This window comes from Nitrosovibrio sp. Nv4, assembly GCF_900215485.1.
In the GTDB taxonomy this organism is placed as follows: domain Bacteria; phylum Pseudomonadota; class Gammaproteobacteria; order Burkholderiales; family Nitrosomonadaceae; genus Nitrosospira.
This window is the reverse complement of sequence record NZ_OCMZ01000001.1, coordinates 618,119-631,484: the sequence shown is the minus strand read 5'-3', so window position 1 is coordinate 631,484 and position 13,366 is coordinate 618,119. Positions and strand designations below refer to the sequence as shown.

12 protein-coding genes and 1 tRNA gene are annotated in these 13,366 nt (G+C 54.4%); 3 read left to right on the top strand and 10 right to left on the bottom strand.

Features of this window, described 5'->3' with window-relative positions; translation table 11 throughout:
* Positions 1 to 7 precede the first annotated feature (7 nt).
* The 8 genes from tolR to thiO all read right to left on the bottom strand — a co-directional run bounded on the left by tolR (position 8) and on the right by thiO (position 5,997).
* A complete protein-coding gene (gene tolR, locus CRO05_RS02840; protein ID WP_235001260.1) occupies positions 8 to 427 on the bottom strand; it encodes a protein TolR in 420 nt (139 codons plus the stop codon).
* 24 nt (positions 428 to 451) lie between these two features.
* Positions 452 to 1,138, bottom strand: a complete 687-nt coding sequence (gene tolQ / locus CRO05_RS02835; RefSeq protein WP_090883196.1) for a protein TolQ — start codon at positions 1,136 to 1,138, stop codon at positions 452 to 454.
* Positions 1,135 to 1,581, bottom strand: a complete 447-nt coding sequence (ybgC, locus tag CRO05_RS02830) for a tol-pal system-associated acyl-CoA thioesterase (RefSeq protein ID WP_097065722.1) — start codon at positions 1,579 to 1,581, stop codon at positions 1,135 to 1,137. Before ybgC ends, tolQ begins: the two co-directional genes overlap by 4 nt.
* Before the next feature lie 161 nt (positions 1,582 to 1,742).
* Positions 1,743 to 2,786, bottom strand: coding sequence for a Holliday junction branch migration DNA helicase RuvB (gene ruvB, locus CRO05_RS02825; RefSeq protein WP_090883192.1), 1,044 nt, complete (start codon positions 2,784 to 2,786; stop codon positions 1,743 to 1,745).
* An 89-nt stretch (positions 2,787 to 2,875) separates the two neighbouring features.
* Positions 2,876 to 3,469, bottom strand: a complete 594-nt coding sequence (gene ruvA / locus CRO05_RS02820) for a Holliday junction branch migration protein RuvA (protein ID WP_097065721.1) — start codon at positions 3,467 to 3,469, stop codon at positions 2,876 to 2,878.
* Positions 3,466 to 3,984, bottom strand: a complete 519-nt coding sequence (gene ruvC, locus CRO05_RS02815) for a crossover junction endodeoxyribonuclease RuvC (protein ID WP_097065720.1) — start codon at positions 3,982 to 3,984, stop codon at positions 3,466 to 3,468. Before ruvC ends, ruvA begins: the two co-directional genes overlap by 4 nt.
* A gap of 31 nt (positions 3,985 to 4,015) precedes the next feature.
* A complete protein-coding gene (locus tag CRO05_RS02810) occupies positions 4,016 to 4,738 on the bottom strand; it encodes a YebC/PmpR family DNA-binding transcriptional regulator (protein ID WP_097065719.1) in 723 nt (240 codons plus the stop codon).
* A gap of 131 nt (positions 4,739 to 4,869) precedes the next feature.
* Positions 4,870 to 5,997, bottom strand: coding sequence for a glycine oxidase ThiO (gene thiO / locus CRO05_RS02805; RefSeq protein WP_097066627.1), 1,128 nt, complete (start codon positions 5,995 to 5,997; stop codon positions 4,870 to 4,872).
* Between the two features lie 149 nt (positions 5,998 to 6,146).
* Between thiO and CRO05_RS02800 the strand changes: the two genes are divergently transcribed.
* Positions 6,147 to 6,222 (top strand) — tRNA-Lys (locus CRO05_RS02800).
* Between the two features lie 190 nt (positions 6,223 to 6,412).
* Here the strand turns inward: CRO05_RS02800 and CRO05_RS02795 are convergent.
* On the bottom strand, positions 6,413 to 7,309 hold the full coding sequence (locus CRO05_RS02795; RefSeq protein ID WP_235001258.1) for a formylglycine-generating enzyme family protein: 897 nt from the start codon (positions 7,307 to 7,309) through the stop codon (positions 6,413 to 6,415).
* Between the two features lie 195 nt (positions 7,310 to 7,504).
* Complete coding sequence (locus CRO05_RS02790) at positions 7,505 to 7,837, bottom strand: hypothetical protein (protein ID WP_235001257.1); 333 nt, start codon at positions 7,835 to 7,837, stop codon at positions 7,505 to 7,507.
* Between the two features lie 578 nt (positions 7,838 to 8,415).
* Here CRO05_RS02790 and CRO05_RS02785 point away from each other — a divergent pair.
* Positions 8,416 to 9,459: a YheT family hydrolase gene (locus tag CRO05_RS02785; RefSeq protein ID WP_097065716.1), complete on the top strand. Its 1,044-nt coding sequence runs from the start codon at positions 8,416 to 8,418 to the stop codon at positions 9,457 to 9,459.
* A gap of 247 nt (positions 9,460 to 9,706) precedes the next feature.
* Positions 9,707 to 13,219 carry a DNA polymerase III subunit alpha gene (dnaE, locus tag CRO05_RS02780; RefSeq protein WP_097065715.1) on the top strand — a complete coding sequence of 1,171 codons (3,513 nt, stop codon included), beginning with the start codon at positions 9,707 to 9,709 and terminating at the stop codon, positions 13,217 to 13,219.
* Positions 13,220 to 13,366 lie beyond the last annotated feature (147 nt).

Sequence of the window (13,366 nt, the reverse complement as noted above, 5' to 3'; positions counted from 1 at the left end):
TCGCTCATCAAATGTTCGGTCTTGCCAGGAGCCCCACTTTCTTCACCTGTTGCTGTTGCAGAATATCCATCACCTTTATCACTTCTTCATAGCGCACGCTTTTATCCCCGGCAATCACTACTGGCTGCTCAGTGTTCAGCGCCTGTTTCTGTTTGATCGCCTCTACAAGTTCTTCACGGCTGATTTTCTGTTCGCCTCCCGCCCCCGAGCGATCATGCAAACTCAGACTGCCGTCGGCCTTGATAATCACTTCCAGCGGTGCGACCGGGGGCGTCAGGGATTTGCCGATCTGCGGCAATTCGATCTCGCCGGGCGTAATGAGCGGCGCCGTGATCATGAAAATCACCAGCAGCACGAGCATTACGTCGATATACGGCACGACGTTTATCTCGTTCATCAGGCGGCGTCTGGCCCGGCGCTCAGACACAGCGGCTATTCCCCGAAATTATCTTCACCCGTTCACCTGCCGTTGAAGGACATTGGATAATTCTTCCATGAAGCTCTCAAAGCGGGTCGACAGCCTGTCCATGTTATTTGCATACCGGTTATAGGCGATGACTGCGGGAATTGCGGCAAATAATCCCATCGCCGTCGCTATTAACGCCTCTGCAATGCCAGGCGCCACATGTGCAATGGTGGCCTGGGTGACGTTGGATAGACCCCGAAAGGAATTCATGATTCCCCATACGGTGCCGAACAGGCCGACATATGGACTCACCGATCCCACGGTAGCCAGGAACGCAAGATGAGATTCCAGGTTGTCCATTTCACGCTGATACGTGGCGCGCATTGCCCGGCGCGTACCATCCATCACGGCAGCGATGTCCATTCCCGGTTGGCGCTTGTGTTTGACGAACTCGCGAAAACCTGCCTCGAAGATTCGTTCCATACTGCCCGCCGTATGCCGTGAGGCGGAGGCGCTTTGGAAAAGCGCGTTGAGATCGGGCCCTTTCCAGAAAACATTCTCGAATTCATCACTTTGCCTTATCGCCTCCCGGATGACGAACAGCTTGCGAAAAATGTACCACCAGGATAGAAATGAGGTCAGCAGCAGCAAGGCCATCACCAATTGCACCGGCAAACTGGCGCTACCGATGAGATGGAAAAGAGACATATCCTGGGTAACGGCCGGGCTCATGACAGCTTTCCCAGCTTATGGCGCAACGGCGCCGGTACGCTCACCGGCTTGAGGCTATCCGCCCCAACGCAGACCACCTGGACTGTGGCGCTGACAAGCGTAGCCGCGCCACGCAGCACATGCTGCGAAATTGCCATGCGGCTTCTGCCCAACTCCGCAGCCTGCGCAGTGACATGCAGAAAATCATCCAGCAACGCCGGTTTGAAGTATTCGATACTGAGCGAGCGAACCATGAAAATCACCTTGTGTACCTGAATCAATGAATGAATATCGAAGCCCATCTCCCGCAACCATTCGTAGCGGGCGCGCTCCATGTAATCGAGATAAGTGGAATGATAAACCACACCACCCGCATCAGTATCCTGGTAGTAGACCCGAACGGGCAATAAAAAAGGAGCATTGACTGAATTAACGGGGGATTTATCCGCTTCTGTTGTTTTCATATATTTAATTTACGCCAGGCCAAGCAATGAATAGCTCCGCCTTGTTAAATAGCACAGGTCTATCGTATGAAGTTTTTCAACGGCAAGGCGACAGTACTAGCACTTGGTCGAGCGGTAGAACGAATTACCGACATGGGTTGCCCTGACCCGCATCGGTATGGCTACAAGTCATCCCCCCACAATCCGCCGCTCAATCCGTTCTTTGGCAGCGCGAGGCCAAAATGCTGATAGGCAATGGACGTGGCCATGCGGCCGCGCGGCGTGCGCTTCATGTAGCCTTGCTGGATCAGGTAGGGCTCCAGCACATCTTCTATGGTGCCTCGCTCCTCGCTGATGGCGGCGGCGAGATTGTCGACACCTACCGGGCCGCCACCGAATTTTTCCATGACGGCAAGGAGCAATTTTCTGTCCATCACATCGAGGCCGATAATATCCACGTCCAGCATGATCAATGCCGCATCGGCCACCGGCCGGGTAATGCAGCCGTCGGCCTTGACTTCCGCGAAATCACGCACCCGCCGCAGCAGGCGATTGACGATGCGCGGCGTGCCGCGAGAGCGGCGGGCAATTTCTGTCGCTCCATCAGTAGAGATTTCCGCATTCAGCAAGGCCGCGGAGCGTGTCACGATTTTGGTCAACTCTTCCACCGAATAGAATTCGAGACGGGAAATGATGCCGAAACGATCGCGGAGAGGGTTGGTCAGCATACCCGCTCGGGTAGTGGCGCCCACGAGGGTGAAGGGCGGCAAATCGAGCTTGACGGAGCGGGCTGCGGGACCTTCACCGATCATGATGTCAAGCTGGTAATCCTCCAGCGCGGGGTAGAGTATTTCCTCCACTATCGGTGAAAGACGATGGATTTCGTCTATGAACAGCACGTCGTTGGGTTCGAGATTGGTCAACAGGGCAGCCAGATCGCCCGGACGCTCAAGCACGGGACCGGAAGTCTGGCGCAGATTCACGCCCATCTCCCGGGCAATAATGTGAGCAAGAGTGGTTTTGCCCAATCCGGGCGGACCGAACAGCAGCACATGGTCGAGCGCTTCCCCGCGCCTTCTTGCCGCCTCGATGAATATCTGCAACTGTCCCCGGATTTTTTCCTGGCCGACGTATTCACCCAGATGCTTCGGGCGCAGCGCCCGCTCCAGATCCTCTTCCTTGAGGGATACCGGCGCGGAGGTAATTAATCGATCGGTTTCAATCATTCTCAGTCATCAAAGCACATCCGAGGGATTGTGTAGTCGGTAAATATGTGCCTGGGCGGGGGCAAGCTTTAGTCTACGTAAAACGATGGCTACTTGTCTTTTGACAAGAGTTTCAATGCCTGCCGTATGCCGTCGGAAACGGGAAAATCTGCGGATAACTGGCGAATTGCCCAATTAGCCTCCCGTTCATTATACCCTAGAGACAATAGGGCATTAAGCACGTCACTCCCGCTTGCCGACGAACGGACGCTCCCCGTAGCGCCTGTTGCCCCGGTCATGCCGGCATCCAGCTTATCGCGCAATTCCAGCAGTAAACGTTCCGCGGTTTTTTTGCCGATACCGGGGATCTTGATTAGCCGCCCGCTGTCCTGTGCCGCGATCGCGTGATGCAAATCGGATACGCTCAAACCAGACAGCAAGGCCAGAGCGGTTCGTGCACCGACGCCGGAAATTTTCACGAGCTGGCGGAAAGCTTGCCGCTCCGGTTCGGTGCCAAAACCGAAAAGCAGGTGCACGTCTTCACGCACGACAAGGTGAGTATGGAGCGTGACTTGCGCACCGATGCCCGGCAGATTGTAGAACGTACTCATCGGCACATCGATCTCATAGCCGACGCCCTGTACATCAACCAGCACGAGCGGTGGCAATTTTTCCAGCAGCAGACCGGTTATTCGGCCGATCATACGAGACGTCCCCGCTTCATGCGGTATCCCGCTGTCGAAACTCCGCCCAGCCCCAGCCCGCCGTGCGCATGACAAATGGCGCACGCGAGGGCGTCCGCCGCGTCCGCGCCGGGGCTTCCGTCAAGCTGCAACAGCCGTTTCACCATTTCCTGAACCTGCTCTTTTTTCGCATGCCCTTTGCCGACCACCGCTTGCTTGACCTGTAGTGCCGTATATTCGGCAACCACGAGATTGTTCAGTACCGCCGTGCAAATCGCCGCGCCGCGCGCCTGTCCAAGCATCAGGGTGGACTTTGGATTGATATTGACGAACACTTGCTCCACCGCGACCTGATCGGGCCGGTGTTCCGCAATGACTTCGTTGAGATGATCCATGATGGACTTCAGGCGCGACGGCAGTTCGCCGTCCAGTGTTTTGATACAACCGCTGCTAACGTACACCAGCCTGCCGCCAGTCTTATCGATGACCCCGAAACCGGTAATGCGCAAGCCAGGGTCTATACCAAGGATACGGATTTTTTTACCTTTCCTGCCGGATAAAAGCTATTCAGTCCATCACTGCGGTCGTGTAGACTTCTTGTACGTCGTCTATATTTTCCAGCGCATCCAGCAATTTCTGCATTCTCGCCGAATCATCGCCGGCCAGTTCGGTTTCATTGACCGGCTTCATCGTGACTTCGGCTAGCTCTGCCTTGAATCCGGCTTTGTCCAGCGCTTCCCTGACCGCGACAAATTCATATGGAGCGGTAACGACTTCCAGGCTGCCGTCATCATTGCTCAGGATATCCTCCGCGCCGGCTTCCAGCGCCATCTCCATCAGCTTGTCTTCATCGGTGCCAGGAGCAAAAAGCAACTGCCCGCAATGCTTGAACAGGAACGCGACCGAGCCGTCAGTACCGAGATTGCCGCCGTACTTGGTAAAAGCGTGGCGTACATCCGCAACGGTACGCACGCGATTGTCGGTCATGCAATCGACCAATACGGCTGCGCCAGCGATGCCATAACCTTCGTAACGTATTTCTTCATAATTCACACCCTCAAGATCGCCGCTGCCACGCTTGATCGCTCGCTCGACGTTGTCCTTGGGCATGTTCTGCTCGTACGCCTTGTCGACAGCCAGACGCAACCGCGGGTTGCTATTGGGATCGCCTCCGCCAAGCCTCGCGGCGACGGTAATTTCCTTGATGAGCCGGGTGAAAATCTTTCCGCGCCGCGCGTCCTGAGCGGCTTTCTTGTGCTTGATATTAGCCCACTTGCTGTGACCAGCCATAATGCGTATGCCCTATTTCCCTGTGTTGAAGTGGTGCAATGTTATCATCCCGCATCCTGCGGATAAAGCGAGGCGGGTGTGGACTCGACGGAAAACGGCACTGTCCGCGCAGGAGACTTGAAGCGCAGGCATCATGCCGGCCATCGATAGGGCGTAGTGTCCAGTGGCTGAGGCTTGTCCAGGATCATATTGGATATAAGCCGTGCGCTGGCCGGCGCCATGGTAACACCGTAACGATAATGGCCACTGTTGAGATAAAGATTGGGGATTTCGGGGTGGCGATCGATAATGGGGATGTTATCAGGCGAAGCTGGACGCAACCCGCCCCACTGGCCAGCGAGAATTTCTTCACTCAATGCAGGCACCAGCGCATGGGCTCTGGACAACAACGCTGTCCGCGCTTGAGCAGTCGTACGATTTTCGAAACCGGTTTCCTCCAGGGTGCTGCCGGCAAGAATATGTCCGTCTCGACGGGGTATCAGATAAAAATTGTCCTGCTCCTGTAGCACTATCACCTGGAGTAGACCGGGTTGTGCCTTGAACAGGAGAATCTGGCCCTGGACTGGCCGGATATCGAGCTTTAGCGCATGTTCGCCAAGAAGCTGACGGCTCCATGCACCGGCGGTAGCGATGTAACTGGCTGCGGTGTACTCCTCACCCCGGCTCGTACTAATAGATTGGACTTGCCCTCGCTCGATCTTCCAACTCGAGACTTCAGCGTTTTCAACTATTGCACCTCCAGATCGCTTCACAGCCTTTATGAGCGACCGCAACAAGCGGGGGTTACGCACCTGGCAGACCTCCGGGAGCCAAAGCGCCGCTTCATCGCGTGCAAGTACCGGCGCGATTTCGCGAGAGCGAACCCTTTTAAAAGGAAACATGTGGTGTGCGCACCATGCTTCCGCAACCCGGTCGAGTCCATCTTCGATCTTTTCCCGTGGTTCCGCGCCCTGCCTGGCAGAAGGACCCGTCAGTACCAGCATGCCGCTGGCCTGATACTCCGGATCGATACCGGTTTCCTTCCGCAGCGTTTCGATAAATTGCGGAAACAGCCCATTGCTCAATTGGGTCAACTGCGTTACCGGATCGGAATAGTCCCACGGCAACAGCGGTGACAGTATGCCGGCGCCTGCCCAGGAGGCTTCCTTACCGCAGCAATTGCGCTCCAGCAGGGTAACAGTCGCACCCAGCCGCAACAATTCGTACGCCGTTGCAAGCCCGGCAATTCCGCCTCCAATGATGATAACGTCGCTGCTCAACAATCAGTCTCCCGCATGGAGGCAGTTTAAAGCAAATATTGCGGCAAAACTGGTTCAGCAGAGGCAATTGCGACAACAGGCAAGCGTCGTCCAAAAAACTTTATATCGGAGGGGCGAGCCGGTATAATGCACGTCCCTTGGATATCATTGGGTCGTTAGCTCAGCCGGTAGAGCAGCGGACTTTTAATCCGTTGGTCGCGAGTTCGAATCTCGCACGGCCTACCAGTATTCAACAAGTCAAGAGCGAAAGCTTGTCTTTCGACTAGACCAGACCTTTATCCCTCGCTTGCGAAAATCCCGTTATATCGGCGCTTTCTGGAAACGATGGTAAGCAATGATGGACTGGTCGGCGCAACCGAAAGCATATTCGGCACGGGTAATTCAGACCCGAAATTCTGTCGCTGCCCACTTCACGCTAATCAATTTCTAATAAAAGCCTGAAGCCGACAAGCGGATAGCGGGTCTCCGGGGTGTTCCAGTTGCGGTATGACGACCGCGCGTAGAGTGCCCATGTGTGCCAGGAACCCCCACGGCGAACGCGCACTATTCCTGACGCGGGGCCAGGAGGGTCATCGCGCGGCGACTTCGCGTAGTAATTCTCGCCATACCAATCTGAACACCACTCCCAGACATTGCCGTGCATGTCATAGAGGCCCAGTCCGTTTGGCATATAGCTGCCGACCGGCGCCGTGAATGCAAAACCGTCATGGCCTGCGATTGCATAGTCAGTCCATTGAGGCCAATTTACCCGCGCATCCGCATCGAATGTGTTTGCTATCTTTAGCAATGACCGAGGATCATTGCTGCTGTGGTATCGGGTTTGCGTCCCAGCGCGTGCAGCGTATTCCCACTCCGCCTCGGTAGGCAGGCGATATCGTCTACCTTCCTTGTCGCTGAGCCATCTGCTCATTGCCACCGCATCATTCCAGGTAACGTTTACTACTGGATGATCGCTCTCCTGTTTAAAGCCCGGGTTGCGCCAGGAGTATTTCGGATCTCGCCCCTCGAAAGCGTCCCCCCGCTCCGATTTCTCCGCTACGTGACGCGCGTTGTAGCCATAGCCACCTGTACCGTCAGCCACTGACTCAGGCGTATAACCCGAAGCCTTCAGGAATTGCATGAATTGATCGACTGTCACCTCGTACTGCTGCAGGTAAAATGACCGGGTAATACGGACCTTATGTACCGGCACTTCATCCCGAAGCGCTAGAAAACGAGATAGCTCGTATTGCGGATACGCAATGGCAAGGGTTTCAGCCGGCTCTTCACTTCCCATTTCGAAATCGCCTGCCGGAACCAGAACAAGTTTCATCCCAATTGAGTTCTCGATCACTTTTGGAGATTTTCTTGCTGGCACGGCCGAGCATGCGGGCGAGATCATCAACAAGGCTAAAAATAAAAGTGGTGCCCGTGCCTGCATGCTGAATTTGCGGTTTCTTCCGTTGTGCCGCTTTAGGCCGAAGGAAGTGAATTAAAAGACAAGGGCGTAATCGCTCCTGCACGAACTCTAGAAATTGATACGGGAGCTGATCGCATCGTATACCTTTGTACTGAATGCGGCAGCCTGTTGAATAATTTCCCGCTCTGCTTGTACTTTAATCTTTCCGGTTTTAGCCAGTTCCTCTCCAATTCTATAAGCGTTATCCCATGCGGCATTACATATGGGATCGCCGAAAATATTTTTCTTTTGCGCGATATGCGCGGCTAATCCGCTTAGAAATTTATCGTTGGTCCCGGAAAAATACCCGCCTATATTGCATAGTTTATAATCCTCTTCAGCTGCAACACCGGGGCTTGAAAAGGCAATGAAAAACATAAGTAAAAACCACTTCATTCTCATGATCGCACCTGAAAAATATTGAGTTCCATCGTAGCCAATGACTACCGGAATCGGAATCAGTACAACAGCTGGAAGTACGTCAGCTCGGGCTCAACTGAGTTGTCGGACGAATCGTTTCCCTTGCTCGGAAGGACGTCTTTCGGTGTGTCGCCTGCTGTGATGTCAGCCGGAAACATATCCATTATAGTATGTAATTCAACGGGCAATCTTGTGTCGGGCGCGTTGTAAAGACAAGAATAGAACTCATTAGTATCGTAAGTACCGGCGGCATCAGCAATGCTGGCTTGCGCTTATTGGAAATAATGACTTTTGTCGGAGGTAGCAGAAGGTCATTGCCCGTGCTGCCAGTCACAAGCATCGCTACGGTCCAGACGAGTTTGGTTGTATTCCGCGCATGAGATGGTGGAATAAACACCGGATACAGAACAAATAAATCGATTACAGCCGGGAGATCGTTATTTGATGTGGACCAGGTTGTTTTTTTATTGCTATATTTGGAATGACTGAGTTAAGAAGACATTTTTGAAACTCTAACCGCCTGTTCCAGCTTAAACCTGATATGGCTTACCAGACTTGATGTGAAAATCTCTCATTCCTTTCTATCCGCCAAACCCTATGTCGCCCCAACCTGGTTGCGTGGCGGACATGCACAAACGATTTATCCTTATCTGCTTGCCCGCCCTGCGATCCCGTATCGCCGTGAACGGTGGGAACTTGACGATGGAGATTTCATCGATATCGATTGGCTGGATAATGCCCCGGATGCACCACTCGTGGTGCTGTTTCACGGACTTGAGGGTGGCTCATGCAGTCACTATGTAGTAAGCATGATGACCCTGCTAAGCGAGTTGGGCTGGCGCGGAGCGGTAGTGCATTTTCGCGGCTGTTCGGGAACGCCTAACCGGCTGCCGCGCGCGTATCATGCCGGTGATTCCGCAGAGATCGATTGGGTGCTTCGGCGACTAGGCCGGGAAAACAAACGACAGGGTTTCAACGTGCCGCTCTATGCGGTTGGGGTATCACTTGGGGGTAACGCATTGTTGAAATGGCTCGGTGAGCGAGGCAGGCAGGCCTATCAGCTGCTCGATGGCGCTGTAACGGTTTCCGTGCCCCTGGATTTGGCGGCGGCGGGAAAGGCGCTGGGTTCTGGTTTCAATCTGCTCTATACACGTCATTTTCTCGATACGCTGAAGCGCAAGGCGCTGGGAAAACTTGATCTTTTCCCAGGGCTGTTCGATTGGGCCGCGGTAGCCGCATGCACAACGCTATATGAGTTCGACAATCTGGTGACCGCGCCGCTGCATGGCTTTCGCGATACCGAGGATTACTGGCAACAATCCAGCAGCAAGCCGTGGCTCAAGCATATCGAAGTGCCTACTCTCGTCATCAATGCGCTCAATGACCCTTTCATGCCAGCCCTGGCATTACCTGGACCGGCGGATGTTTCTTCCGCGGTCATTCTGGAATTTCCGGAACAAGGAGGGCATGTGGGATTTCTGAATTCACCGTTTCCCGGCAGACTGACGTGGCTACCGGAAAGAATTGTCGGTTTTTTCGGTGAACTAGGGGGGCGAGCTGCGCCGCAGTCGACAGACGCGCTGCATACGCTCCAAGTTTCTTGAGATGGAACAACTGCTTCTCGAAGTCGCCTATGCGATGTTGCCAATGTTGCTACATATAACGCTTTTGTGGATGCAATATGGGTAGACTCGGGATGGGCAGGAGGATCTTCGCTGCTTTCAATTGGTGGTAAAATTGGGACAGCGTTAAAGCCGGATAGAATTTGAGCCCGTAGGCTCACGAATTGGAATCGGTCTGATTCCAGCGAAATACTGAATTCCCCCACCTCGCACCAATCTTGCAACAAACATGCCCACGTCGCCAACTTTTGTTCATCTGCGCCTGCACAGCGAGTATTCCATCGTAGACGGCATCGTGCGTGTCGACGAGGCAGTGGCAAAAGCGGTAGCCGACGGGATGCCGGCGCTGGCGCTGACTGATCTTTCCAATCTGTTCGGGCTGGTCAAGTTTTACCAGGAGGCGCGCGAGAAGGGCATAAAGCCGATTATCGGCTGCGATGTCTGGATCAGTAACGAGACCGATCGAGACAAGCCCGCGCGCATCCTGCTGCTATGTCAGTCATATCCAGGCTATCTGTTGTTGTGCCGGCTGCTGTCCCGCGCCTACCGCGAAAATCAGTACCGTGGGCGAGCGGAAATCAGGAAGGCGTGGTTAAAAGAACGGGGGGTTGGAACAGAAGGCCTGATTGCCCTGTCTGGCGCGAATCTCGGCGATGTCGGCGTGGCACTGATACAAAACGACCTGACTCAGGCGAATATACTCGCGCAAGAGTGGGGGAACCTGTTTCCTGGCCGTTTTTATATTGAAGTGCAGCGGGCGGGACACGCCAACACCGAGGCTCTCGTTCAGCGGGCATTAGTACTGGCTTCCACCCTGCGGTTACCCGTGGTTGCCACGCAACCCGTGCAGTTTCTCAATCCAGAAGACTACCGCGCACATGAGGCGCGGGTATGCATCGCGGAAGGTTATGTGCTCGGCGATCGTCGCCGTCCTAAGAGCTGCACTGAGGAGCAATATTTCAAAACACAGGTCGAAATGGAGGCATTATTCGCCGACATACCCTCGGCGCTTGCAAATACCGTGGAGCTCTCCAAGCGCTGCAATCTTGCACTGGAATTAGGCGTCAATCGCCTGCCATTATTTCCCACTCCCAATAATGAGAGTCTGGAGCGCTATCTACGCGACCAGGCGGAGGCGGGTCTGGAAATGCGGATGAATGTGCTGTTTCCCGACCCCCTCCAGAGAAACGCTGAAATACCCAAGTATCGCGCCCGGCTGGATTTCGAGGCGGACATCATTGTGCAAATGGGGTTTGCGGGGTATTTTCTGATCGTCGCCGATTTTATCAATTGGGCCAAACACAACGGCGTGCCTGTGGGACCGGGCCGGGGCTCGGGTGCGGGTTCGCTCATTGCTTATTCGCTGGGCATTACGGATCTCGATCCGCTTCGTTACGATCTGCTCTTCGAGCGTTTTCTCAATCCGGAGCGCGTTTCCATGCCTGACTTCGATATCGATTTCTGTCAGGACGGACGCGAGCACGTTATCGAATACGTAAAGCAGAAGTATGGCGCCGAGAGCGTTTCGCAAATTGCCACTTTCGGCACCATGGCGGCGAAAGCGGTGGTCCGCGACGTGGGCCGGGTGCTGGATCTACCTTATAACTTTGTCGACCAGTTGGCGAAGCTGGTGCCCTTTGAGCTGGGTATGACGCTGAAAAAGGCGCGTGAGGAGGAGCCACAACTGAATGAGCGCGCAAAAGCGGAAGAAGAGGTGCGCAATCTGCTCGAACTGGCGGAACGGCTTGAAGGGCTTACGCGCAACGTGGGCATGCACGCGGGCGGCGTGCTGATTGCGTCAGGCAAGATCACCGATTTTTGCCCGGTCTATTGCACAGACTCCGGCGAATCGGTTGTAAGCCAGCTGGATAAGGATGATGTGGAGAAAATTGGTCTGGTGAAGTTCGACTTCCTGGGACTGCGGACTTTGACCATACTTGACTGGGCCGTGAGATACATCAGGCAGCGTGGACAAAACGGCGAATCCGGCCTGGGACACTCGGACTCCTTTTCACTGGAAAACCTTCCTCTGGATGACCCGGCGACCTATGCGCTATTGCGGCGGGGTAACGCAGTGGGTGTGTTCCAGTTTGAATCGCGCGGCATGAAGGATCTGCTGCAGAAAGCGAAGCCCGACCGTTTTGAAGACATCATTGCATTGGTCGCATTGTACCGTCCGGGCCCGATGTCCCTGATTCCCGAGTTTACGGAGCGCAAGCATGGCAAGCGCGTGGAATACCTTGATCCGCGATTGCAACCCATCCTCGAGCCCACTTATGGTGTGATGGTTTATCAGGAACAGGTGATGCAGATCGCACAGGTGATAGGTGGGTACAGTCTCGGGAGCGCCGATCTGCTTCGGCGCGCAATGGGTAAGAAAAAGCCTGAGGAAATGGCTTTGCATCGTGATATTTTTGTTACGGGCGCAGTCAAGAACGGCTTGACGGAGCCTGACGCCGCCGAACTCTTCGACCTGATGGAGAGATTCGCGGGTTATGGATTCAACAAGTCGCACGCGGCGGCTTATGCCTTGATCGCGTTCCAGACCGCCTACCTGAAAACGCATTACCCGGCTGAATTCATGGCTGCCACCCTGTCTGCGGATATGGATGATACCGACAAGGTACACATATTTTTTGAGGACAGTGTTTCTCATGGCCTTAGCATGCTGCCGCCGGACATCAACCTGTCCGGTTATCGCTTTTTTCCAGTAGACGGAAAAACCATACGATATGGCTTGGGTGCGATAAAAGGAACAGGGGAATCTGCGATTGCGGCGATTATCAAGGCACGGGAGAAGGACGGCCCCTATACCGACTTGTTCGATTTCTGTCACCGAGTGGACAAACGCATCGTCAACCGCCGTGTGGTGGAATCGCTCATCCGGGCAGGAGCCTTTGATTCTGTGAACAGCCATCGCGCGGGCCTGCTGGCATCGGTAGGCATTGCATTGGAATCCGCCGAGCAGGCCGGACGTAACATCAATCAGGTGAGTCTTTTTGGTGAATGTGAAAGCGCCATCGAACCCCTGGGCCTGATAAGCGTCCCGCCATGGCCGGAAAAGGAAAAGCTTAAAAATGAAAAGATGGCGCTGGGGTTCTATTTGAGCGGCCATCCGTTCAATGCTTATGCAGAAGAACTGAAACAATTCGTACACACCCGCCTGGACCGGTTGAATCCCCAGCGGGAACCCCAACTCCTCGCCGGCATCGTCTATGCAGTCCGCATGCAGATGACGCGGCGCGGCAGAATGGGGGTGGTTGTGCTCGATGACGGCAGCACACGGGTAGAACTGGTAGTGTACAGTGAGTTATTCGAGTCTGTCCGCAACTGGCTGAAAGAGGACCAGTTGCTTATCGTGGAAGCCAGAGTGAATAAGGGCGGTGACGACGAGTATGGCGGGGGCCTGCGTATAACCGCCGATCAGCTATATAATCTCGACGGTGCGCGTTCTCGCTACGCAAAACGCATGGAACTCCACTGCAATGGATTATCCAATGCTGCACGATTGAAAGAGTTGCTTGCGCCTCATCGTGGTAATACTCATTCCGGCAATGCAGGGAATGCCGGTAACGCCAGGGGTGGCAACAACTGGTCCTGCCCGGTGCTGGTGGTTTATCACAACCAGGATGCTGCTTGCAAACTCGAACTGGGTGACGCGTGGCGGGTCAGTCTCGAAGAGAATCTGCTTCTATCCTTGTCGGCGCACTTTAACGAGGAAAATGTCAGAATCGTTTACTGATTCGTTTTATTAGTTAAAGCTGATTTACCAGAAAGCCCCGCGGATAAAACCGTCGAAAAGTGCGTGAAAGGGCTTTTGGCGGAATTTGAACTTTGGAAGTGCGTTTCTTGACCGTAAAGATGAGTAGCCCTACTATGTTCTCGCTCT